A 23,846-nucleotide genomic window follows, 5' to 3' on the forward strand; every position below is an offset into this window, starting at 1 on the left:
TTAGGTCGATCCAAACGTGGAAGGGACGGAAATGCATACCGGGCGTTGTCTGTGTGGTGAAATCGAATACGCGGTTGATGGGCAACCTCGTGATATCATCAACTGCCACTGCGAGTTTTGTCAGAGAGCGACGGGAAGTGCGTATCTCGTTGAAACGATATTCGAGAGGCAAGACTTTCACCTGCAACGCGGAGAACCCAGCGTCTATCAGCACACGAGTTCAGGCAGCGGGAAAAAAATCGATATCCACTTTTGCCCCAAATGCGGAACCAAAACGCATATGATGTTCGAACGCTTCCCGACAATCGTCGGCGTCTATTCCGGAACTTTCGACGACAAGGATTGGTTTGAACGGTCCAAAGAAAATTCGCTTCACTTCTTCCTCAGTACCGCGCCAAAGGGCACTGTGCTTCCCGCCGGTTTTGACATCTATGATGCTCATTACTGGCAGTCCGAAGGGGTCGCGTCCAAACCACTAGTCTTCGATGCTCACACTCTGGTGACGGATGAACTAAAGGCGGAAAGCCGCCAGCGTCTGGATAACCTGAAGTCCTAGCGGTTTGCTTCATAGACCGGTTTACCAACGCCAGAATACCCAATGACATCAGGATCCCACCACCAGATGGGATTGGCGACAAAGCTATTTCTTTGGTCCATTCGTTCCAGCAATGCGCTGCACTTTGGCATTTTTTCGAGATTGAACTCCAGACCGAGTGGTCGTGCTTGAGCAAACCGAATGTGGCAGGTTAGGAAGATGTCCTGAACCGATAAGGCACCTGGAAAAAACCCGTGGGCGTCGTCGGATAATCTGTCTTCAAGCCATTTCAGGATCCACTGCGCACGCTCGGCGCACCTTTGCAGATGCGGGTTTTCCCGAACGGTGACGCCGGTCCATGTCAATTGGGATATTGTCGTGATTGCAGTCCCCAGTGTTTGAATTGTCGAAAACAGGAGTTTGTCCTCCCATTCTTGCATTGGCCGCCATAACGCCGCCGCAAGCTGCGGTTTTTCATCAATGCGTTGCGAGGCTTTGCGCAGAAGATATTCGGCAATGGTGCCGCTTTCCCAGAGAACGACTTCGCCATCCCGAAGCGATGGCACCTGCATCGTCGGTGTATCCGCGCCGAGTTGGGTTGGCGTCGGGGCTGCTTCGGGTTCGTACCCCACATAGTCCAACTTCAGCTCGTGCAGCAGAATGCGGACAGCGCGGGCGTAGGGTGAACCGGCCGTGTATTGTAGTTCAAGCATGACAAGCGCGGCCTGTGTTTTCTGTAACAACAATTTTCAGACTACAGCACCATCCCAGGTTTGTCCGCTCTGACGGCAAAGCGACCTTGGTCGGCTTTTAAAAAAAAACCACCAAAAATGGATGCAAGCCACACCAGGTCCGCCCAGTGACGTGTGAGAGCCGCAACCTACCCTTTTGCCGCCGCCAGTTCATCCCAGCAGGCAAGTGCTGCGGCGGAATACATCAGCGTCGGGCCACCGCCCATCTGCACCGCCATGGCAAGAACGTCGCCCAGTTCTTCCCGTGTCGCGCCCGCCTTCATCAACGCCTCGACATGGAAGTTGATGCAGGGCTCGCAGCGCAAGGCCACCGCCATGCCGAGCGCCACGTATTCCTTTTCCTTGATGCTGAGCGGCCCGTTTTCCTTCACCGCGTTCGATAGCGTTGTGAAGCCCGCCGTCGCGGCGGGAATGGTCTTGTAGAGCGCGCGCAATTCGGTGCGCGTCTGGTCGATCTGGCCCTTGTAGCTCATGTCGGTCTCCGCGTTGGTTTGGCGGCAGGTTTGACATGGGGCGTGCACGGTCGACTTTGACTTCGGTCAAATCCATTCAGTATTTTGAATGTGAAATCAGAGCCGCCGCCGCATCAGCCAGGTGGACCAGTCCGCCTCGGTCCCGGCAAAGGCATTGAGGTCGGTCTGGCCGGAAATGCCCTGCACCACTCCAGTGCCGGTATATTGCCAGAAGGCCCAACTTTGGCCGGGGAACTTCTGGCGCGGGTGACCGGCGACCGACCGCAGCCAGAATTCCTCACCCCTGAGTTTCCACAGTTCGTTGTCCGACCAGAAATCGACCGTCGTGTAGATCAGGGGCCGCTGGCCATAGCGCACACCGACGATGCGCTGGAAGGTCAGGATCTCGGCCCGCAGAACCGCCGGATCGGGGCGGGTGCGGCAGGTGCGGGACTGGTGATTCCATTCAACATCCAGAACCGGCGGCAGGGCGCCGGGCGTGTAGGGCACGTTGGCGATGAACCACGCCGCCTGCTCTTCAGCCGAACGGCAGAGATAGTAGAAGTGGTAGGCCCCGCGTGGGATGCCTGCACGCGCCGCGCCCTGCCAATTCTGGGCAAAGGCCGGGTCGGCATGGTCACCGCCCTCTGTCGCCTTGATGAAGGCGAAAGCCACATCAGATGCGGCGACGCGGTGCCAGTTGATATCGCCCTGATAACGCGACACGTCGATACCGTGGATCGGGTGATGCGCGGGCGTGATACCACGCCAGTCGTAAGGGTCAATATCGCTGAACCGATGCGGGATGCCGTCAATCCGGCCTCCACCGCAGGCTGCAAGCCCGCATACCAGTGCAAAAGCCAGAAACTGCCTGATCCGTCCCATTCCGCCCTCCTGCCCGGGGTCTTGCCTGTTTCAGACAGGATGTCACGAAAAGCGGTTTGGCGAAAGGGCTTCTACCATAGCGCGATCAATCTCCGGCGCGCGGCCGGCAATCAGGTCGGCAGCCAATTGGCTGGCAGCCGGTGCGGTCTGGAACCCGTATCCGCCCTGCCCCGCCAGCCAGAAGTACGAGGGTTCCGACGGATCGGGGCCTATGACTAGCACCCTATCGGGCGCAAAGGTCCGAAGCCCCGCCCATGAGGCAATGAGCCGCGTCACCGGTTCGGTCACCATCGCCTCATACCGTGCGATCCCCTCGGCCAGAACCATGTCCTCGGCCCAAGCATCATGCGGATGGGTCGGGTCCTCCTCAGCGGGAGACACGATCAGCGCACCGGCATCGGGCTTCGCATACCAGCTTTCGCCCGCGCCAAAGATCAGTGGCCAGCGGGCAGGGTCGTGGCCGCCGGGCGCGGGAATACGGGCCATCGAACGGCGGAGCGGTGTGAAACCGATGGGCCGGATACCGGCCATGCCGGCAACCTCATCGGCCCATGCCCCGCTGGCATTGACCACCAACTGGCCCTCGTATGTGCCCTTCCGCGTATCCGCCCGCCACAGGCCACCCGTCCGGGCAATCGTCGTCACCCGCGCACCGGTGATGATCTCAGCCCGGTTCGCTCTTGCTTCACGCGCAAAGGTCTGGATCAGCAGGTCCGTGTCGATATCCTCGGCATGTGCGCCATAAGCCGCCCTGTCCAGCCGCGCCGGATCAAGAATCGGCACAATGTCGCGCGCCGCCTCGACTGCGATTTCCTCCAGGCCGAGGGCCTCGCAATCAGCTTCGAACGGCGCACGTTCCTCCTGTGACGCAACCAGCAACATGCCGCGCGGGCTGAGAACACCCGTATGGCGTAGATGGGCACCGCTCGCCCGCGCCAGCGCGACGACCGGCGCGAGGCCGTAATTCGGCTCATAAAGCGCGGCGGACCGGCCGGATGTGTGATAGGCGAGGTGATCCTCAGCCTCCAGGAGCACGACCTTCCCCAGATGCGACAGCCGCGCAGCAGCCGAGACCCCGGCAATGCCGCCACCGATGATCAGGAAATCCGTGGTCATGCCGCAGGTTCCAGAAGACCACGCCCCTTCAGAAGCGGTTCCACCCCCGGCATTTTGCCCCGGAATGCGGTGTAAAGCGCATCGGCTTCCTGAGACCCGCCCGCTGACAGGATGTGCTCTTCAAGTCGCTGCGCCGTATCAGCATCGAAGGCATCCCCGGCTTCGCGGAACGCCTCGAAGGCATCGGCATCCATCACTTCGGACCACATGTAGCTGTAATAGCCCGAGGAATAGCCGTCGCCTGCGAAGACATGGGCGAAATGCGGGGTGGCGTGGCGCATGCGGATCGCGTGGGGCATGCCGATCTCTTTAAGCACCTTGGCCTGCACCGCCATAGGATCGGCCGGTCCGGCCCCCTCGTGGAAGGCCAGATCGACGAGCGCGGACGCCACATATTCGACCGTGGCGAAGCCCTGATCATAGGTCGATGCCGCCAGAAGCCGGTCACGCAAGGCGGCGGGCATCGGCTGGCCGGTCTTCACATGCCGGGCATGGTTGTCGAGCACTTCGGGCACTTCCAGCCAGTGTTCGTAAAGCTGGCTCGGCAGTTCGACGAAATCACGGGCGACCGAGGTGCCGGAGATGAAGCCATAGGTGACGTCCGACAGCATCTGATGCAGCGCGTGGCCGAATTCGTGGAAAAGTGTGCGCGCATCGTCCCATGAGAGCAGCGCCGGTTCCCCCTTCGCGGGTCTTGCAAAGTTGCAGACATTCACGACAACGGGCCGTTGATCGCCGCCGAGCTTGCGCTGTTCGCGGAAGGCCGAACACCATGCGCCCGAGCGTTTCGACGATCGCGCGAACCAGTCGCCGATGAAGACTGCGATGTGACGTCCGCCCCGTGTCACCTCCCAGGCCCGCGCATCGGTATGATAGAGCGGTACGTCGAGCGGCCGGAACTCCAGTCCGAACAGCCGGGTGGCACAGTCGAAGGCCGCGCCGATCATCGCCTCAAGCCCGAAATAAGGCTTCAGCTCGCCTTCATCGAGGTCATGATCGGCCAGCCGCCGCTTTTCGGAGTAATAGCGCCAGTCCCAGGCCTCCAGATCGCCATTGATGCCGTCCGCATGCATCATCCGCGTCAGCACCTCTCCATCCGCCATGGCCTTGGCCCGCGCCGGTTCCCAGACCCGCATGAGAAGGTCGCGCACCGCGTCCGGCGTTCTGGCCATTTCGGGTTCCAGCTTGTAGGCGGCGAAGCTGTCGTAACCCAACAGCCTTGCCCGCTCCTCCCGCAGCTTCAGGATTTCGGCCGCCAGCGCCCGGTTGTCGGTCGCGCCACCATTCGCACCGCGCGCAGTCCATGCCTCATAGGCCTTTTCGCGCAGATCGCGGCGGAGCGAGAATTGCAGGAATGGCACCACGAGCGAGCGGCTGAGCGTCAGCACATGGCCCGGCTGCCCGCGCTCTTCGGCGGCGGCCTTTGCGGCGGCGATGACGAAATCCGGCAACCCGTCCAGATCCGCCTCGGCCAGCGGCATCCACCAGTCGCGTTCATCGGCCAGAAGGTTCTGGGTGAAGGACGTCGAGAGCACCGCCAGCCGTTCCTTGACCTCGGCCATGCGCTTGCGGCCTGCCGCGTCCAGCGCCGCGCCGGCGCGGATGAACATGCGCCGGTACAGCTCCAGCACCCGGGATTGTTCCGCCGACAGACCCAGCGTATCGCGGCCCGACCACAAAGCCTCGATCCGCGCGAACAGGGCCGCATTCATCGTCACTTCCGACGAGAACGCGGCCATCTTCGGCGCCAGATCGCGCTGCAAGGCCTCTCGTTCCGGCGTCGAATCCGCGCCTGCAAGGTTGTAGAACACGCCCGCCACCCGGTTTAGCGCCTCCTCGGCCAGTTCCAGCGCCTCAACCGTATTGGTGAAACCGGGCGGCTCGGCATTTCCGGCAATCGCCGCGATATTCGCCCGCGCCTCGGTTAAAGCCCACTCGAAGGCAGGGGCGAAATCCGCATCCCGGATCGCGTCAAAGGGCGGCAGATCAAACTCACCGGTCCAGGGCTCAAGCAACGGATTGGTCATGGGTTTCTCCTTTGAGCGCGAAGCTAGGCGCGTGAGCCGTCAAAGACCAGAACCAGCTCTCACTTTCTGTCGGGAAAATACTCCCGCCGGAGGCGCGGGCCGAGGGGGCTCGATGCCCCCCGAGGGCCGCCCTACCCGCAACCGCAGACCGCGCAGCCCGGACTGCGCTTCAAAGCGATCTGGCGGCTTTCACCGTAAAGTGCGTCATAGATAAGCATCCTGCCGCGCAGACCCTCGCCCGCCCCGGTGATCTCCTTGATCGCCTCGACCGCCATCATCGACCCGACGACTCCAGGCAAGGCGCCCATCACGCCCGCGACCGCACAGGCGGGCGCAAGGCCATCGGCAGGACGGTCGGGAAAGATACAAGCATAGCAGGGGGCACCCCGCGCCGGGTCGTAAAGGCTGATCTGGCCTTCCCACTGCGTGATCGCGGCCGAAATCAGCGGCTTCTTCGCGGCGACGGCGGCGGCGTTGACCATGTAACGCGTGTCGAAATTGTCTGACCCGTCGAGGATCAGATCATATTCGGCAAAAAGCGCGACCGCCTCACCCTCACCAAGCCGCCGGTTATAGGGCTTCACCGAAATGAACGGGTTCAATGCCTTCATCGCCGCTTCGGCTGAAAAAACCTTCGGCTGGCCGATCCTCGCGTCGGTATGGATCACCTGCCGCTGAAGGTTGGAGTTTGACACCTCGTCATCGTCGATCACCCCGATCGTGCCCACCCCTGCCGCCGTGAGATAGAGGAGCGCCGGAGAACCGAGCCCGCCCGCGCCGATGACCAGAACCTTCGCGTCTTTCAGCCGTCTTTGCCCCATGCCGCCCACTTCGCGCAGCACGATATGGCGGGCATAGCGGTCAAGCTCGGCTTCCGAGAATGGGCCCGATGACGCGGGCGCGGCGGCTATGTTCTCCGCCTTTACTCTCAACCACGCCAGGAAACCGCGATAGGCCAGTCCCGCCGCCAGAGCGACGCCCAGCGCCGCCCAAGGCCGCCAGTCGTCGCCCAGAGCCGCGCGCATCGCATTTCCCTCGGGCAGCGCCAAAAGCGCCAGCATCACCCCGGCCCAAAGAAGCCCGAGCATGGCGAGGATCATCCGCCCCGGTAGCCGCAGGACGAGGCCAAGCGCCACCAATGCCACCGCGATCAGAAAGACGCTCATTGCCGCCCCGTGGAGCCGAACCCGCCCGTTCCGCGCGCAGTCTCGCCCAATGCGTCGACCGGCTCGAACGCCGCCTGCACGACCGGCGCCACGATCATCTGGGCGATGCGGTCGCCATGGGCGACAGTAAAGGGCTCTGCTCCAAGATTGATCAGCAGCACTCCCAAAGGCCCGCGATAGTCGCTGTCGATCGTGCCGGGCGTATTGGGCAGCGATATTCCGTGCTTCAGCGCCAGCCCGGAGCGCGGCCGGATCTGCATCTCGAACCCCGCCGGAATCTCTACCCTGAGCCCGGTCGGTACGATCCGCCGCTCCATCGGGTTTAGGACAAAGCCCGCCGCGCGCATCTCCCCGGGCAGGTTCGCACGGATATCCGCGCCCGCCGCGCCGTCCGTCTCATAAGACGGCAAGGGCACCGCAGGGTCCGCCCAATCCTCGCGCAGAACCCGAATCGTCGGGATCATCGCCTGCCCCTTCTTCTTGGCCAAAATACTCCCGCCGGAGGCATTTGCCCTATCCACCAGCGCCCAAAGCCGCAGCGATGCGCGCGGCAAGCCCCCTTGCCACCTCATCCTTCGGCAGGCGCGGCCATTCCTCGGCCCCTGTTTCACTGATCAGCGTCACCGCGTTCTCGGTCCCGCCCATGATGCCCGTGGCCGGGCGCACATCATTGGCGACGATCCAGTCACAGTGCTTGCGCTCCCGTTTGGTGGTCGCATGGGCGACCACGTCATCGGTCTCGGCGGCAAAGCCGACGACGAGCGCGGGGCGGCCCTTCTTCATCTGCGATATCGTTGCGAGGATGTCGGGATTCTCGGCGAAGTCGAGCGCAGGGGCCTTGCCCGACCCGTCCTTCTTCATCTTGGACCCCGAAGCATTCGCCACCCGCCAGTCGGCCACGGCGGCGGCGCAGATGACCGCATCGGCGGGGAGCGCGGTCTTCACCGCGTCCAGCATCTGACGGGCCGTCTCGATCTGCACAACCTCCACCCCGCCCGGCGGCGGCACAGAGGCGGGCCCGGTCACGAACGTGACCCGCGCGCCCAAATCCCGCAATGCCCGGGCCAATGCGGTTCCCTGCGCGCCCGAGGAGCGGTTGGCGATATAACGCACCGGGTCGATGGGTTCATGCGTGGGGCCCGAGGTTACGACCACATGGCGGCCCTGCAAGGGGCCGTCGCCCATCATCGCCTCGATCCCCGCGACAATCTCCAGAGGCTCCGCCATCCGCCCCGGCCCGTATTCGCCGCAGGCCATATCGCCCTCATTCGGGCCGACAAAACGGATGTCATCGGCGCGCAGCATCGCGATGTTGCGCTGGGTGGCGCGGTGCAGCCACATCCGCACATTCATCGCCGGTGCGATCAGCACCTTCTTGTCGGTCGCCATCAGCAGCGTCGAGGCAAGGTCGTCTGCATGTCCTCCTGCCATCTTCGCCATCAGGTCCGCCGTCGCGGGTGCCACCACGACCAGATCGGCGGCGCGGCTCAGTTCGATATGCCCCATCTCCGCCTCGTCGGTCAGATCGAAAAGGTGGCGGTAGCATTTCTCACCGGCCAAAGCGGCAACCGACAAAGGCGTCACAAACTCCTCGCCCGCCCGTGTCAGAACCGGAGTCACCGCCGCGCCCCGCTCCCTGAGCCGCCGGATCAGGTCGAGCGATTTATAGGCTGCGATGCCGCCGCCGATGATCAGAAGGATGCGCTTGCCCGAAAGCATGGGGGCCTCATTCGCTTGTCCCCCAAAGGATTAGGGTGCCCCCGCCCCGAAGACAAGCCGCAGGCTGCATCACGGATGGTGATGGACTGGCCCACGAAGTTGAACGTGACGCGGGCCAAAGGCCGCGCTAGCAAGCAAAAAACGGAGGCAAACATGACCTATCATCTCGCCATCGGCGACAGGTCCTATTCCAGCTGGTCGCTGCGCGGCTGGCTGTTGTTCGAAAAGTTCGGAATTCCGGTCAAATGCCATACCGGCATCCTCTATTCCGATGATTTTCAGCGCCTTATGTCAGAATTTGCCCCCGCCCGTCTGGTTCCGGCAATGCGCACACCCGAAGGCGAGGTGATCGGCGAAAGCCTCGCCATCGCCGAAGCATTGGCCGAACGCCACCCAGAGGCCGGCCTCTGGCCCGAAGATCCCGCCGCCCGCGCGATGGCCCGCTACATGGCGGCCGAGATGTGCTCGGGGTTTACCGCGCTTCGCGGCGACTGCGCCATGAACCTGCTGCTGAGCTATGAGGACAGCGCCCCACGGCCCGAGGTTATGGCCGACCTCGCCCGGATTGAACTCATCTGGACCCGCGCCCGCGAACGGTTCGGCGCGGAGGGCCCGTGGCTCTTTGGCCGCTACACGGCGGCCGATGCGTTCTTCGCCCCGGTGGCGACGCGGATCGCCACCTACAATCTGCCCGTTTCGGACGCGGCCATGGCCTATGTGAACGCGCATCTTGCCGATCCCTCCTTCCGCCGCTGGCGGGCGATGGGCAAGGCGCAGAACCTGATCCAGCCAAGTTACGCCAAGCCCTATGCCGAACGGCCCTGGCCCGGCCCGATGCCACTGGCCGCAAAGATCGCCGATGGCCCGTCGGAGAACACGGCCTGCCCCTATTCCGGCGCCCCGGTGACCGACTTCCTCACATTGGACGGCAAGGTCTGGGGCTTCTGCAACCCGTTCTGCCGCGACAAGACGCTGGCCGATCCGGAAGTCTGGCCCGCCTTCATGGCAATGGTGGCGCGTTAATCATTCCTAAACCACGCCCGGAGTAGCCGTTAACCAATCTGAAGGGGACGGCTCATGGTCGCGCGCACCTATACGGTGGCTTTTGAAGGCGTGGAGGCGCGCATCGTCGAGGTGCAATGCTCCGTCGCGGCCGGGATGCCCGCCTTCGCCGTCGTCGGCCTGCCCGACAAAGCGGTCAGCGAGGCGCGCGACCGGGTGCGGGCCGCGCTGACCGCGATGTCGATCGCGCTGCCCTCGAAACGAATCACGGTTAACCTCTCGCCCGCCGACCTGCCCAAGGAAGGCTCGCATTTCGACCTGCCGATCGCGTTGGCGCTCTTGGCTGCCATCGACATACTTCCAAGGGAAGAGGTTGAGGCGACAGTTGCACTCGGGGAGCTTTCTCTCGACGGCCGCCTTGTGCCCGTTATCGGTGCACTGCCCGCCGCGATGGCGGCGGCCGAGGAGGAACGGGTGCTGCTTTGCCCGAAGGCCTGTGGCCCCGAGGCGGCATGGGTCGGCGCCACGCCCGTGATTGCGGCGGGCACGCTCGCGGACGTATTGCGCCACTATACCGGCCAGTCGCCGATCACGCCTGCCACGCCCGGTGAGGTGACGCGCGGCGAGGCGGCACGCGACCTGCGGGACGTGAAAGGACAGGAACGCGCCAAACGCGCGCTGGAAATCGCAGCGGCCGGGCGGCATCACCTGCTGATGGTCGGCACGCCGGGATCCGGCAAATCGATGCTCGCCGCACGGATGCCGGGCATTCTGCCGCCGCTGACGGCGCCCGAGGCGCTGGAAACCTCTATGATCCATTCGCTGTCGGGGCTCCTGGACGAGGGCGGGATCAGCCGCACGCGGCCCTTCCGGGAACCGCACCACACCGCCTCCATGGCGGCCATCGTCGGCGGCGGCAGGGGTGCGAAACCGGGCGAAATCAGCCTCGCGCATAACGGTGTCCTATTCCTTGACGAGTTTCCCGAGTTTCCGCGCGCCGTATTGGAAACCCTGCGCCAGCCGATCGAGACCGGCGAGGTCGTCGTGGCCCGCGCCAATGCCCATATCCGCTATCCCTGCCGGTTCCTGCTGGTGGCCGCCGCAAATCCCTGCAAGTGCGGCTACCTGACCGACCCCGCCCGCTCCTGCGCCCGGGTGCCGCAATGCGGGGAGGATTATCTGGGGCGCATTTCCGGCCCCCTGATGGACCGGATCGACCTGCGGGTAGAGGTGCCGCCGGTAGCCTATACCGATCTCGATCTTCCCGACGGCGGCGAAGCGTCATCTGCCGTTGCCGAACGCGTTGCCGCCGCGCGCGACCGGCAGGCAGCGCGTTTCGCGTCTCATGCCGGTATCCGGGTCAATGCCGATGCCGAAGGGCGGCTCCTTGAAGAGGTGGCGAGCCCTGACGCCGAGGGGCGCGACCTGCTCGCCAGGGTCGCCGAACGCTTCGGCCTCTCGGCGCGCGGGTATCATCGTATCCTGCGCGTCGCGCGCACCATTGCCGATCTCGGCGGGTCGGAGGAGGTGCGCAAACCGCATGTCGCTGAAGCCGTCAGCTACCGGCTGAGCATTCAGGCCGGGCGCTGAGCAGCGACCGGCGCCATCACCCGCCGCACAAAGTCGGCCGCGCGGCCGATTGTGGCATCGGCTTCGGGGATGCGCCGGGTGAAGATCGGCCAGGCATGGGGACAATCGGCATGCAACTCGACCTCGACCACCGCCCCCTCGCCTTCGAGCCGCCGGGCAAGACGCAGACTGTCGTCGCGCAGGATTTCGGCTTGGGACACCGCGAAGAAGACCGGTGGGCAGCCGGGATAGGCGGCGAACAAGGGCGAGGCTGCTGGATCGCGCCTGTCTTGGCCACCAAGCGCGAACCCGGCAAGCTCATCCAGACGAGCGGCCGGCAGTAGGGGATCGCGCCCCGCATTCTCGCTGCAGGACGGGCCGGAACCGGTCATGTCGGTCCATGCCGAGAATGTCACGACAGCCGCGGGCGGCACCCCATCGGCGCAGAGCCTTGCCAGAAGCGACAAGGCCAGACCGCCCCCTGCGCTGTCGCCGGCCAGCACGATGTCGCCCGGTTCGCATCCCTGCGCGACCAGATCTTGCCAGGCCACGAAAGCATCGTCCTGTGCGGCCGGAAAGGGATGCTCCGGCGCAAGCCGGTAGCGCGGTGCGATCACCACCATCCCCGTAGCCCGCGCCAGCGCCGCGAGAAGACCGAGATGCGTGTCCGGAGAGCCAGCGACATAGCCGCCGCCGTGAAAGTAAAGAAGCACCTTCCGACCCACGCCGGGCGCGGTCACGTGAAGCCGCGACGGCACGGTGCCGTCGGCCTTCCTCCGCTCGATCGCTACGCCCCTCGGCCGGGCAAGATAATAGCGAGCAATACGTGCCATTTCCCGCCGCGCCTCGGCAGGGTCGGCAAGACGGGCAAGCCGCGGCCGGGCAAGGACGCGGAGACCCGCATTCAGAAGCGTGAGCCTGAGGCTCACCTCTTCGCCTCGATCGCCTTCCAGATCTTCGCCGCCGCATTGGTCCCGTCAAAGCGCTCCAGTTCCTGAATGCCGGTGGGAGAGGTCACGTTGATCTCGGTCAGCCAGTCCCCGATCACGTCGATGCCGACGAAGATCTGGCCCTTTTCGCGCAAGGTCGGGCCAATCGCTGCGCAGATTTCTTTGTCGCGTTGGGTCAGGCCGACTTTCTCGGGTCTTCCGCCGACATGCATGTTCGACCGGGTCTCGCCCTCTGCCGGAATGCGGTTGATCGCTCCAACCGGTTCGCCGTCCACAAGGATGATCCGCTTGTCGCCCTTTACCACGGCAGGCACGTATTTCTGCGCGATCAGCGGCTCGCGGTTTATGCCGATGAACAACTCGTGCAGCGAGGCGAGATTGCGGTCATTCGGATCCAGCCGGAAGACGCCCGCGCCGCCGTTGCCGTAGAGCGGCTTGAGGATGATATCGCCGTGTTCGGCCTTGAAGTCGCGGATTGTCTGAAGATCGCGCGCGATCAGTGTCGGCGGTGTCAGATGCGGAAAGTTCAGGACCAGCAGTTTCTCTGGATAGTTCCGGACCCAGAAGGGGTCGTTCACCACAAACGTCTCCGGGTGGATCATGTCGAGAAGGTGGGTGGTCGTGATGTAGCCCATGTCGAAGGGCGGGTCCTGACGGAGCCATACCACGTCCATGTCGCCGAGGTCGGCCTCAACCTCTGCCCCCAAGGTAAAATGGTTTCCTTTCTGGCGGCGCACCTCCAGCGGCCAGCCGCGCGCCAGAACCCGTCCCTCACGGTAGGAAAGCCGCCCCGGCGTGTAGTAGAAAAGCGCGTGCCCGCGCGACTGCGCTTCCAGCGCGATGCGGAAGGTCGAATCGGCGTCGATATTGACGCTTTCGATCGGGTCCATCTGGAATGCGACTTTCAGGGACATGCGCCGGGCCTTTCCTGCTTCAACCGTTGCGATTGATGGCCGAGGCGCGCGCGGGATGCAATCCGCGATCAGGGACCGAGTGCATTCTCGACGATTTCAATCTGTCCCGCCGCATCAAGCAGCGCCACATCAAATCGCATCTCGCTATCCTGTCCGGCGGGTTCCGCGGCGACGAACTCTGATGCGGCGGCGCGGATTCTTTGAATTTGGCGCGTGCTGAGCCGTTCTGCGGCCAGACGATGCGTCTTAGCGCGTTTGACCTCCACGAAGATCAAGCCTGATCCGTCTCGCAGAATCAGGTCGATTTCGCCGGCCTTGCCGCGCCACCGGCGCGCGGCGACCGTTCGCCCCGACCGCATGTAGTGCGCCTCCACCTGATCCTCGGCAGCCATACCGGCGGCATGGGCCATCGCCCCCGTCAACCGTCTCCGGCCAGTTTGAGCGCGATCTGGTAAACCTGGCGGCGGGGCAATCCCAGCGCCTGCGAGACCAGCGTCGCCGAATCCTTGATCGAATGGCATTCCATCGCCTCCCTCAGAGCGGCCTCAATGTCGGCCGGTTTTGCGGACTGAACGCCCGCCCGATCGATGACGACCACGATCTCGCCCTTGACCGTTCGGTCCGCATAGGCCGAAATCAGTTCGGCGACAGTGCCGCGCGTGACCTCCTCGAACTTCTTGGTCAACTCGCGGCAGATCGCCGCTTTCCGGTCTGCCCCGAAGACTAAATGGATATCCGTTAAGAGTGCCTGAAGACGCTTTGGAGATTCATAGAGGATGAGCGTCGCCGGTAATGCCGCGAGTTCCTTCAGCCAGGTCCGCCGCTGTGAGCCAGAGGACGGCGCGAAGCCCGCGAAAAGAAACCGGTCGGAGGGCAGGCCCGAAACCGTCAAAGCGGCCAGAACCGCCGAGGGGCCGGGGGCCGAGATCACCTGATGCCCCGCCGCGATAACCGCGCGGCCGAGTTGAAAGCCCGGATCGGCCACAAGGGGCGTCCCCGCCTCAGACGCGTAGGCGACCGATTTGCCCTCGGCCAGAGCCGCCAATATGCGCGGCCGTACACGCTCGCCATTGTGGTCGTGATAGGCCAGAAGCGGCCGGTCGCCCAGGGCGACACCGTGGATGTCCATCAGATGGCGCAGGCTGCGCGTATCCTCTGCCGCGATCACATCGGCGCTGGCGAGAATGTCGAGCGCGCGCAAGGTGATATCCCGCGCCGCCCCGATCGGCGTGGCGATGAAGTACAATCCGGGGCCGAGGGGGTGCCTTTGGCCGGTCATCGCCGTCCTTCCTGCTGATGCGTTTACTTCGTGCCAGAGACCGCTTAGTCTCGCCGTCGTTTCCATCGCCCCGTGACCGAGCCAAGGATTGTACCATGTTCGCTGTTTTCACCAGCCGCCGCAAGGCGTTGACCCGCGCCGCGCTGCTCGCGGCAGCAGTTGTCGTTACGGCCTGCGTCCCCTCGCCCTCCAGCCGCGGACCCGCCCTCGACCCCGGCGCGCCGGTTCAGGTCGCGCTGATTCTGCCCAGTGGCAGCGGCAATTCGGGTGACGAGGTGCTGGCGCGAAATCTGAAACAGGCGGCCGATCTGGCCATTGCTGATCTTCAGGGCGTGCAAATCGACCTGCGGGTCTACAACGCCGGTTCCGACCCTGCGTTCTCGGCGGCGATGGCGCAACAGGCGGTTCAGGAGGGCGCACAAGTCATCCTGGGTCCGGTCTACGCCGAGGCCGCCAACGCCGCTGGCATCGCGGTGCGCGGCTCGGGCGTCAATGTGCTGTCCTTCTCGAACAACACCGACATCGCCGGCGGCAACGTCTTTGTCCTCGGCCCGACCTTCCAGAACACCGCGAACCGGCTCGTCTCTTACGCGGCACGCAACGGCAAGGGCCGGATCATGGTCGTCTATGATCAGAATCCTGCCGGTGCTCTTGGCAAGCGCGCGATTGAAACTGCCGCCGCGCGTTCCGGTGCGACCATAACGGGGGCGGAAACCTATTCCTTCTCGCAGCAGGGCGTGATCGATGCCGCCCCGCGGATCGCCAGCGCCGCCAAGGCCTCGGCATCTGATGCCGTGTTCTTCACCGCCGATACGGCAGGCGCTCTACCCCTGCTGGCGCAGCTTCTGCCTGAATCCGGCCTCCGGCCCGGTGATACCCAGTTCATCGGCCTGACACGTTGGGACATCCCGACCGCAACGCTCGCCATGCCCGGCGTGCAGGGTGGGTGGTTCGCCCTACCCGATCCGGCGCTTCAGACCCTGTTCCAGTCGCGGTTCACCGCCGCCTATGGCGATGTGCCACATCCCATCGCCGGACTTGCTTATGACGGGATCGCCGCCATCGGCGCGCTGGCCAAGCAGGGGCGGCCCGACGCCTTCTCGGCCGCCTCGCTTACGCAGGGCGCGGGCTTTGCCGGTGTGAGCGGCGTCTTCCGCCTGCGCGCTGACGGCACCAATGAACGCGGCCTCGCCATCGCACAGGTGCGAAACGCGCAGATGGTTGTGATCGACAGCGCCCCGAGAAGCTTCAGTGGCGCCGGGTTCTGAGCAGGTCCTGCGCGGGCCGGTCGTCGCGCTTCCCGCCGATATCGGCGCGCATCCGATATTCGACACCGACAGGTTCGTGGCGGGGCTCCGCCCGGACCTTGCCGAAGCCGAGGACACAAGGGCACAGCGCGCCCTGATCGTGCAGGCGCTTGCCGCCGCGCGGCGGGAAGCGCTGGATACCATTGCCGCGGATTTCACCACCCATCCCCGCGCCGCACGGGCGACGGTACATGCCTATGCCACGCTGACCGATGCGATGGTGCGGGTCGTCTTCACGCTGGTGAGCGAGGTTCTGCATCCCCGCGCCAACCCGACCGAGGGTGAGCATATGGCGGTGATGGCGGTCGGCGGCTATGGCCGGGCCGAGATGGCGCCACAATCCGATATCGATCTCTTGTTCATCACCCCGTACAAGATGACCGCCTGGGCCGAGAGCGTCATTGAATCGATGCTCTATATCCTGTGGGATCTCAGGCTGAAGGTCGGCCATGCCAGCCGAACGGTGAAGGATTGTCTGCGCCTTGGGCGCGAGGATTACACGATCCGCACGGCCCTTCTGGAACGGCGCTATATCTGCGGTCATCACGACCTGGCGATAAAGCTGCGCGACAAGCTCAGGAACGAGCTTTTCAAAGGCACCAGCACCGAGTTCATCGAGGCGAAGCTCTTGGAACGCGCCGAGCGGCACAAGCGGCAGGGCGGTCAGCGCTACGTGCTTGAACCCAACGTCAAGGAGGGCAAGGGCGGGCTGCGCGATCTTCAGACGCTCTACTGGATCGGCAAGTATATCCATGCGGTGCGGCAGGCGGCGGAACTGGTCGATCAGGGGCTGCTGACGCGCGAGGAATACCAGACCTTCGCGGCGGCCGAGGATTTCCTGTGGGCGGTGCGCTGCCATCTTCACCTGATCACCAAGCGCGCGCAGGACCAGCTGACGTTCGATCTGCAAGTCGAGGTGGCGGCGCGGATGGGATACTCCGATGCGGGCGGGCGGCGCGCGGTCGAGCATTTCATGCAGGACTATTTCCGCCACGCGACGCATGTGGGCGAACTGACCCGCGTCTTCCTGACCGCTCTGGAAGAACGCCACGTCAAGAAAGAGGCGATGCTGGCGGGCCTGTTGCGCCGCAGCCGCCGCAAGACCCGTGAAGGCTTCCGGCTGGAGCGCGGGCGGATCAACATCGCCGATCAGAAGGCGTTCCTGAAAGACAAGTTGAACCTGCTCCGGCTTTTCGAAGAAGGGGTAAGGACCGGCAACCTCATCCACCCCGACGCGATGCGGGTCGTGGTTCAGCATCTCGACATGATCGACGACGACATGCGCGAGGATCGCGAGGCGGCGCGGATCTTCCTCGACCTGCTCCTGAAGCACGGCAACCCTGAACGCGCGCTTCGACGGATGAACGAGTTGGGCGTTCTGTCCGCCTTCATCCCGGAATTCGAACCGATCGTCGCGATGATGCAGTTCAACGTCTATCACAGCTACACGGTGGACGAGCATACGATCCAGACGATCTCCACCCTCGCCCAGATCGAGCGCAAGGAACTGATTGAGGAACTGCCACTGTCGTCCTCGATCCTCGAAGAGGGCGTGAACCGGCGGGTTCTCTACGTGGCGCTGCTTTTGCACGATATTGGCAAGGGTCGGCCCGAGGATCACTCGATCCTCGGTGCCCAGATCGCACGGAAAGTGGCGCCGAGGCTCGGCCTGAACGCCGAGGAATGCGAGACGGTGGAATGGCTCGTGCGCTATCACCTGTTCATGTCCGACATGGCGCAGAAACGCGATATCGCGGACCCAAGGACGGTGCGCGATTTCGCCAAGATCGTGAAGACGAAGAAGCGGCTCGACCTTCTGACGGTTCTGACGGTCTGCGACATCAGGGGCGTCGGCCCCAATACATGGAACAACTGGAAGGCCATGCTGCTGCGGCGTCTTCATGCCGAGACGACGGATGCGCTGGAAGGCGGCCTGGAAACCCTCAACGCCGGCAAGCGCGAGGCGGAAGCAAAGCGTGCCTTGCGAGAGGCGCTTGATGGTTGGGACCCGAAGGACATCCGCAAGGAAACCGGGCGGCACTACGGGCCGTACTGGCAGGGCCTTGCGACCGAAACCCAAGCCGTCTTCGCGACGCTTCTGAAGGACATTCCCGACAACGCGATCCGTATCGACATCAAGCCCGACCCTGACCACGACGCGACGCGGGCCTGTTTCGCACTGGGGGACCATCCCGGTATCTTCTCGCGCCTTGCGGGCGCGCTGGCGCTGGTGGGCGCGAACGTCGTCGATGCGCGGACCTATACCTCGAAAGACGGGTACGCCACGGCGGTTTTCTGGGTGCAGGACGCCGAGGGGCATCCTTATGAAGAGGCCCGGCTGCCCCGCCTGCGCGCGATGATCGAAAAGACGCTGAAGGGCGAGGTCGTGGCGCGCGACGCGCTGAAGGACCGCGACAAGATCAAGAAACGCGAACGCCAGTTCCAGTTCCCGACCCATATCACCTTCGACAACGAAGGGTCCGAGATCTACACTATCATCGAGGTCGATACGCGCGATCGGCCGGGCCTGCTCTATGACCTGACACGGACGCTCGCCGCCAACAATATCTACATCGCCAGCGCCGTGATCGCGACTTACGGGGCGCAGGTCGTCGACGCGTTTTACGTGAAAGACATGTTCGGCTTGAAACTGCATACGAAACCGAAGCAGGACAGCCTGGAAAGGAAACTGCGCCAGGCGATCACCGAAGGCGCGGAGCGGGCGAGAGCAGAATGAAACCGATCCGTCTGATCCGGGGCTTCCTCACCGTCGGGGCCTGGACCTTGCTGAGCCGTATCGCGGGGTTCGCGCGCGACGTGCTGACGGCTGCCTATCTCGGGACCGGGCCGGTGGCCGAGGCGTTTCTCGTGGCTTTCACGCTCCCCAACATGTTCCGCCGCTTCTTTGCCGAAGGCGCGTTCAACACCGCCTTCGTGCCGCTCTTTTCGAAAAAGCTGGAGGCAGACGAGGACCCCAAGGGATTTGCAGAGGACGCGATGTCGGGCCTTGCCTTCGTCGTGCTGCTGGTTTCGCTGGTCGCGATCGTGGCAATGCCGTGGCTGGTACTGGCCATGGCGGGTGGTTTTGCCAGTGATGAGCGATTGCCGCTGGCGGTCGAATACGGGCGCATCTGTTTTCCCTATATCCTCTTCATCTCGCTCACCGCACTCCTCTCAGGTCTGCTGAATGCCGGTGGCAGGTTCATCGCCGCCGCAGGCGCACCGGTCCTTCTCAACATCATCTTCATCGCCGCGATGCTGACCGCCAATTGGGCAGGCTGGGACATGGGGTTGACCATGGCCTGGGCAACGCCCGTGACCGGTTTTGCGCAGCTCGCGCTCGTCTGGTTCGCGGCGGCGCGGATGGGATTTGCACTGAAGCTGAAGCGGCCCCGGATGACGCCGGACCTGAAGCGGCTCTTGACCATCGCAGGCCCTGCCGTGCTGGCCGGAGGCGTGGTGCAGATCAACCTGCTGGTCGGCCGTCAGGTCGGCAGTTTCTTTGAAGGTGCGATTGCCTGGCTCAGCTATGCTGACAGGCTTTACCAGCTTCCGCTTGGCGTCGTCGGCATCGCCATTGGCATTGTGCTGTTGCCCGACCTTTCCCGCCGTCTGAAAGCCGACGACACGTTCGGCAGCCGCTATGCACTGAGCCGGGCAACCGAATTCGCGCTGTTCCTGACCGTGCCCGCCGCTATCGCTCTGATGGTGATCCCGCTTCCGCTGATCTCCGTCCTTTACGAGCGCGGTGCCTTTGATGCCACCGACACAGCACAAACAGCACTCGCGCTTGCGGTCTACGGCGCTGGCCTGCCTGCCTTCGTGCTGCAGAAGGTGGTGCAACCGCTCTATTTCGCGCGGGAAGACACACGCACGCCGTTCCGCTTCGCGCTCTGGTCGATGGTGGTGAACGCCGCACTCGCCATCGGCCTTGCGCCCTTCCTTGGCTTCATCGCAGCCGCCCTTGGCACCACTCTTGCGGGCTGGGCGATGACCTTCCAGCTTTGGTGGGGAACCCGTGGAATGGGAGAGGCCGCGCGCGCAGATGACCGGCTGCGCACCCGCCTGCCCCGCACCATCGCCGCATCGGTTGTGATGGGTGTGGCGCTTTGGGCGCTGGACTATGTGCTGGCAGATCAACTGAGCGCCCATGGGCACCGGTACTGGGCGCTCGCGGTACTGGTTCTGGGCGGCATGGCCGTGTATGGACTCGCCGCCTACGCGCTTGGCGCCTTCCGCGTTGCCGATTTCCGCTCGGGCCTCAGCCGTCAGCGCTGACGGATCACCCGCATCAGGTGAGCGAACCCACCCGGCACGACGAGGAACGAAAGCCCGAACCCCGCCGCGAAACCGGCCAGATCGGCCACCCAGTCAGGCTTGCCACCGAAAAGCGCGCCGAAAACAAGCTGGATACCCAGCAAAAAGGCGATCAGTGTGAAGGCGCGCGCGCGGTTCGCATGTTCCGCCCCAAGCCGCGCCCAGAGGATGAAAGTGAAGGCCCCGATCAGGCCATAAGCCCCCGGATAGGCGCCGAAGAGCCATGTCGTCAGCCCCGGCACCAGAGAATAGACCACGCCTCCGGCGACGGTGGCAGCCAAAAACACCGCCAGCACCGCCCAGCCGCGAAACACCTCGCCCACGAACTTGCCAAGCGCGAGGATGAAAACCATCGCCAGAAGCGCGTGGGTGAAGCTGCCATGCACCAGCGGATAGGTCAGAAACCGCATCGCGAAATCGGCATTGAACCCGCCGCCCTGCAGCATCTGATCGAGCATCTGCGGCTCAAGCGCCCAGTCCTGCGCCATGGCGTTGCGCCAGCCGATCCCCGACCGGCCACCGGCCAGCCCCAGAATGCCGGCATTGATCCAGGCCTCCATCGCAGCCAGCGGCAGCACGATCAGCCAGACGACGCGCGGCAGCGGGTTGACCGGCCGCTCATCATATCCCGGACGCATTGCCCCTCCCCATGTTGACGCTGCCCCTGCCCTGCGATACGCGAACAAAACTCGAATTTCCAGCCGAACCTATGGGGACAGTCATGACCGACGCGGCGCAGTCCAAATTCACTCCGCGTGTTTTCTCGGGCATCCAGCCCACGAACCACCTGCAACTGGGCAATTACCTCGGCGCAGTGAAGCGGTTTGTGGAGATGCAGAACAGCGGCATCGAGACGATCTATTGCATCGTCGACCTCCATGCGATGACGGTCTGGCAGAACCCGACCGACCTTACCCGCGCCACACGGGAACTGGCGGCGGGTTACATCGCCTCGGGGCTGGACCCCAGGCGCTCGATCCTCTTCAATCAAAGCCAGGTGCCGGGTCATGCCCAGCTCGCCTGGATTTTCAACTGCGTCGCGCGCATGGGCTGGATGGGCCGCATGACACAGTGGAAGGACAAGACCGCCGGGAAGGATGCCGAGAAGGCGTCGCTTGGCCTTTTCGCCTATCCGTCGCTGATGGCGGCGGACATCCTGCTTTACCACGCGACGCATGTCCCGGTCGGCGAGGATCAGAAGCAGCATCTGGAACTGACCCGCGATATCGCGATCAAGTTCAACCATGACTACAAGGTCGATTTCTTCCCGGTGACGGAGCCGGTGATCGAAGGTGCCGCGACCCGCGTCATGTCCTTGCGCGACGGGTCGAAGAAAATGTCGAAATCCGACCCCTCGGATGCGAGCCGGATCAACCTGACCGACGACGCCGACACGATCGCGCAGAAGTTCCGCAAGGCGAAAACGGATGCCGAGCCGCTGCCCGAGAACGTCGAGGGGCTGAAGGACCGGCCTGAGGCGCGCAACCTCGTCAACATCTATGCCGCCCTTGCGGAAGTGACGCCCGAAGCCGTGGTGTCGGAATTTGCCGGGAAAGGCTTCGGCGCGTTCAAACCGGCCTTGGCTGATCTGGCCGTGGCCAAACTCTCACCCATCGCCGATGAGATGACGCGGCTGATGGCCGATCCGGCCGAAATCGACCGCATCCTCGGCGACGGGGCCGAACGCGCCAATGCCATCGCCCAGCCGATCCTCGAGCAGACCTACGACATTGTCGGGCTGATCCGCTCGCGCGGCTGAGCCGGGGCGGGAATCGTCACACGGGTGATTCAATAACGGGGCAGCATTGCCCCGTCCGGTCTTGTCGATACTGCCTGTCCCCGACGCGACGATGTTCCGGACGCAGTGCGGTCACTGGTCCCCCCGTACCGACCCACAGGACCCTGGACGCGCTCCGGGGGCCTATGCATTTTCGCACATCATAACTGCGATATCGGATCTTCTGTGCAAAACGTAAATAACGTAGGATGGGCCTGTCACACGAGAGAGGATCTGTCATGAACTACACCGCCCCGCCCGGCACCCGCATCGGCCACGTCCATCTGAAGGTCGCCGACCTTGACCGCGCGCTCGGGTTCTATTCCGACCTGCTCGGCTTCACCCTCATGCAGCGCTACGGCACCCAGGCGGCGTTCCTGTCGGCCGGGGGTTACCACCACCATATCGGTCTGAACACGTGGCAATCGAAGGGCGGCACACCTCCTGCCCCCGGTCATACCGGCCTCTTTCACACCGCCTTTCTCTACCCCGACCGGGCGTCGCTCGCGACCGTGCTGAAGCGTCTGGTCGAAGCAAACTACCCGCTGGATGGCGCATCGGATCACGGCGTGAGCGAGGCGATCTACATCACCGATCCAGACGGCAACGGGGTGGAACTCTACCGAGACCGGCCCGAGGCGGAATGGCCGCGAGAAGCCGACGGAAGCCTTTCTATGGTTACGCGCAGGCTTAACCTTGAGGCCTTGTTAGAGGAATCTGGTTGATGCAACCACCGGTCCCTTCGACGAACCCCACCAGCACCACAGCGTCGATGTGTCAACCTTTAGACTATCAGTCTGAATCACGTTCCGGGCGTTGATAACCAAACGATGTCCGCTCTGGCGGCAGAATGGTTCAAGAGCGCGAACAATCGTCCATATGTGATGCGCACTAAGCGAGTCCTAGAGACACCCTAACACCAACGATCAACCGACGCATACGCCGCGAGAAACCCATAGATCGCAGAAAGTTTTTCATTTGAAATCAAATTATTGAACTGTTTTTTGGGCCCCAGCATTACCCGCGCACAAATCGAAATGTGGTCAAACCTCGGCAAGCCAGAAAAATCGTGAGCGAAAAAGGCGAAAGCCAACATTGACGGCGCGACGTTCCTTCTCGATTCTTTCCAATGGGATTCGAGTGGCAGCCTTTTGCGCCTTTGAGGGGGTGGCCCATCGAAACGAAGGTGGTGGCAGCATTTCCCTAAAGGGTAAGCGCCTAAGATTGGATGTAAAAATATGGCTAATATTACGGGCACCAGCGGCAACGATGTCATTGGCGATTTCCTTGACCCAAGGGATCTTACCGGCGATGACACGATCGACGGCCTTGCGGGTGACGACGACATCTTTGGCCAAACCGGCAACGACAACATTCTTGGTGGAGATGGCGACGACTACATCCGGGGCGATCAGGGAAACGACACGTTGGATGGCGGCACCGGCATCGACGAACTGAACTATGACAACTCCTCCAGCAGCGTCACTGTAAACCTCGGTACAGGGACAGCCACGGACGGTATGGGCGGCACCGATACGATTAGCAATTTTGAGATGGTGCGCGGATCGAACTTCAACGATCTTCTAACGGGTGACGACGGCGACAATCTGTTTCGCGCGCTCAACGGTGCGGACACGATCGACGGAGGCGCCGGTCAGGACTGGGTGCTCTATGATCGGGATGGCGTCTACAACGTCATCTCAGGGGTTACGGTTCATCTGGGTCAGGGCACTGCCACGGATGGGTTTGGCGCGACAGACACGCTGATCAGCATAGAAAACGCGAGGGGTACGGGTCTCGCTGATTCACTGACCGGCAGCGGCGGCAACAACCATCTGCAGGGTTTGTCAGGCAATGACACGCTCGATGGCGGCGGCGGCGGCGATACCCTTGAAGGAGGAACCAATGACGACAACCTTTTCGGTCGCGTCGGTACTGATTTCCTCTATGGCGACGATGGCAACGACTCGCTCGACGGCGGCGGCGGGGTCGACCGGCTATGGGGCGGTGCGGGTACCGATACGCTCAGGGGCGGCAACGGGTTCGACACGCTGAGAGGCGAGGCCGATGACGACTGGC

The 23,846-nt window shown here is 63.5% G+C and carries 22 protein-coding genes; 9 read left to right on the plus strand and 13 right to left on the minus strand.

What is annotated here, in order from left to right; translation table 11 throughout:
* The first annotated feature begins 31 nt into the window (after positions 1-31).
* The gene (locus tag OEZ71_RS05705) at positions 32-556 is read left to right on the plus strand and encodes a GFA family protein (protein ID WP_263738942.1); all 525 of its coding nucleotides are present in this window, start codon (positions 32-34) and stop codon (positions 554-556) included.
* On the opposite strand, the gene OEZ71_RS05710 is transcribed toward OEZ71_RS05705, so the two are convergent.
* From OEZ71_RS05710 to coaBC, 8 genes are all read right to left on the minus strand, one after another.
* A complete protein-coding gene (locus OEZ71_RS05710; protein WP_263738943.1) occupies positions 553-1,278 on the minus strand; it encodes a glutathione S-transferase family protein in 726 nt (241 codons plus the stop codon). The two genes, OEZ71_RS05705 and OEZ71_RS05710, sit on opposite strands and share 4 nt — an antisense overlap.
* Before the next feature lie 137 nt (positions 1,279-1,415).
* Complete coding sequence (locus tag OEZ71_RS05715; protein ID WP_263738944.1) at positions 1,416-1,760, minus strand: carboxymuconolactone decarboxylase family protein; 345 nt, start codon at positions 1,758-1,760, stop codon at positions 1,416-1,418.
* 96 nt (positions 1,761-1,856) lie between these two features.
* On the minus strand, positions 1,857-2,624 hold the full coding sequence (locus tag OEZ71_RS05720) for a glycoside hydrolase family 25 protein (protein ID WP_412175601.1): 768 nt from the start codon (positions 2,622-2,624) through the stop codon (positions 1,857-1,859).
* A gap of 42 nt (positions 2,625-2,666) precedes the next feature.
* Entirely contained in the window at positions 2,667-3,740 is a 1,074-nt protein-coding gene (locus OEZ71_RS05725; protein WP_263738945.1) for an NAD(P)/FAD-dependent oxidoreductase, read from the minus strand.
* Positions 3,737-5,767, minus strand: a complete 2,031-nt coding sequence (locus tag OEZ71_RS05730; protein WP_263738946.1) for a M3 family metallopeptidase — start codon at positions 5,765-5,767, stop codon at positions 3,737-3,739. Before OEZ71_RS05730 ends, OEZ71_RS05725 begins: the two co-directional genes overlap by 4 nt.
* A gap of 131 nt (positions 5,768-5,898) precedes the next feature.
* Positions 5,899-6,933 (minus strand): HesA/MoeB/ThiF family protein, encoded by a 1,035-nt coding sequence (locus tag OEZ71_RS05735; RefSeq protein WP_263738947.1) that lies wholly within the window; start codon positions 6,931-6,933, stop codon positions 5,899-5,901.
* Positions 6,930-7,397, minus strand: a complete 468-nt coding sequence (gene dut, locus OEZ71_RS05740) for a dUTP diphosphatase (RefSeq protein ID WP_263738948.1) — start codon at positions 7,395-7,397, stop codon at positions 6,930-6,932. Before dut ends, OEZ71_RS05735 begins: the two co-directional genes overlap by 4 nt.
* A 49-nt stretch (positions 7,398-7,446) precedes the next feature.
* Positions 7,447-8,652: a bifunctional phosphopantothenoylcysteine decarboxylase/phosphopantothenate--cysteine ligase CoaBC gene (coaBC, locus tag OEZ71_RS05745; protein ID WP_263738949.1), complete on the minus strand. Its 1,206-nt coding sequence runs from the start codon at positions 8,650-8,652 to the stop codon at positions 7,447-7,449.
* Positions 8,653-8,805: 153 nt separating this feature from the next.
* Between coaBC and OEZ71_RS05750 the strand changes: the two genes are divergently transcribed.
* Both OEZ71_RS05750 and OEZ71_RS05755 read left to right on the plus strand, forming a co-directional pair.
* The gene (locus tag OEZ71_RS05750) at positions 8,806-9,675 is read left to right on the plus strand and encodes a glutathione S-transferase (RefSeq protein ID WP_263738950.1); all 870 of its coding nucleotides are present in this window, start codon (positions 8,806-8,808) and stop codon (positions 9,673-9,675) included.
* A gap of 54 nt (positions 9,676-9,729) precedes the next feature.
* Positions 9,730-11,244, plus strand: a complete 1,515-nt coding sequence (locus OEZ71_RS05755) for a YifB family Mg chelatase-like AAA ATPase (RefSeq protein ID WP_263738951.1) — start codon at positions 9,730-9,732, stop codon at positions 11,242-11,244.
* Here OEZ71_RS05755 and OEZ71_RS05760 read toward each other — a convergent pair.
* The 4 genes from OEZ71_RS05760 to rsmI form a co-directional block, all read right to left on the minus strand.
* Positions 11,229-12,152, minus strand: coding sequence for an alpha/beta hydrolase (locus tag OEZ71_RS05760; protein WP_263738952.1), 924 nt, complete (start codon positions 12,150-12,152; stop codon positions 11,229-11,231). The genes OEZ71_RS05755 and OEZ71_RS05760 overlap by 16 nt on opposite strands.
* A complete protein-coding gene (gene gshB / locus OEZ71_RS05765; RefSeq protein WP_263738953.1) occupies positions 12,149-13,087 on the minus strand; it encodes a glutathione synthase in 939 nt (312 codons plus the stop codon). The genes OEZ71_RS05760 and gshB overlap by 4 nt, the downstream gene beginning before the upstream one ends.
* Positions 13,088-13,155: 68 nt before the next feature.
* On the minus strand, positions 13,156-13,497 hold the full coding sequence (locus OEZ71_RS05770) for a YraN family protein (protein WP_412175602.1): 342 nt from the start codon (positions 13,495-13,497) through the stop codon (positions 13,156-13,158).
* Between the two features lie 8 nt (positions 13,498-13,505).
* Positions 13,506-14,366, minus strand: coding sequence for a 16S rRNA (cytidine(1402)-2'-O)-methyltransferase (rsmI, locus tag OEZ71_RS05775; protein ID WP_263738955.1), 861 nt, complete (start codon positions 14,364-14,366; stop codon positions 13,506-13,508).
* A 95-nt stretch (positions 14,367-14,461) separates the two neighbouring features.
* Between rsmI and OEZ71_RS05780 the strand changes: the two genes are divergently transcribed.
* Genes OEZ71_RS05780 through murJ form a run of 3 tightly spaced genes read left to right on the plus strand, consistent with a single transcriptional unit; the run spans position 14,462 to position 19,951 of the window.
* Positions 14,462-15,634, plus strand: coding sequence for a penicillin-binding protein activator (locus tag OEZ71_RS05780; protein WP_263738956.1), 1,173 nt, complete (start codon positions 14,462-14,464; stop codon positions 15,632-15,634).
* Complete coding sequence (locus OEZ71_RS05785) at positions 15,618-18,410, plus strand: [protein-PII] uridylyltransferase (RefSeq protein WP_263738957.1); 2,793 nt, start codon at positions 15,618-15,620, stop codon at positions 18,408-18,410. The genes OEZ71_RS05780 and OEZ71_RS05785 overlap by 17 nt, the downstream gene beginning before the upstream one ends.
* Complete coding sequence (murJ, locus tag OEZ71_RS05790) at positions 18,407-19,951, plus strand: murein biosynthesis integral membrane protein MurJ (protein WP_263738958.1); 1,545 nt, start codon at positions 18,407-18,409, stop codon at positions 19,949-19,951. The genes OEZ71_RS05785 and murJ overlap by 4 nt, the downstream gene beginning before the upstream one ends.
* Here murJ and OEZ71_RS05795 read toward each other — a convergent pair.
* Complete coding sequence (locus OEZ71_RS05795; RefSeq protein ID WP_263738959.1) at positions 19,942-20,628, minus strand: rhomboid family intramembrane serine protease; 687 nt, start codon at positions 20,626-20,628, stop codon at positions 19,942-19,944. The genes murJ and OEZ71_RS05795 overlap by 10 nt on opposite strands.
* 83 nt (positions 20,629-20,711) lie before the next feature.
* On the opposite strand from OEZ71_RS05795, the gene trpS reads away from it, so the two are divergent.
* The 3 genes from trpS to OEZ71_RS05810 form a co-directional block, all read left to right on the plus strand.
* Positions 20,712-21,749, plus strand: coding sequence for a tryptophan--tRNA ligase (trpS, locus tag OEZ71_RS05800; protein WP_263738960.1), 1,038 nt, complete (start codon positions 20,712-20,714; stop codon positions 21,747-21,749).
* A gap of 257 nt (positions 21,750-22,006) precedes the next feature.
* Positions 22,007-22,492 (plus strand): VOC family protein, encoded by a 486-nt coding sequence (locus tag OEZ71_RS05805; RefSeq protein WP_263738961.1) that lies wholly within the window; start codon positions 22,007-22,009, stop codon positions 22,490-22,492.
* A 513-nt stretch (positions 22,493-23,005) separates the two neighbouring features.
* Positions 23,006-23,846: calcium-binding protein (locus OEZ71_RS05810; protein WP_318527804.1), on the plus strand; the 841-nt coding region annotated here is incomplete at its 3' end.

Source organism: Albidovulum litorale, from assembly GCF_025751495.1.
In the GTDB taxonomy this organism is placed as follows: Bacteria; Pseudomonadota; Alphaproteobacteria; order Rhodobacterales; family Rhodobacteraceae; genus Albidovulum; species Albidovulum litorale.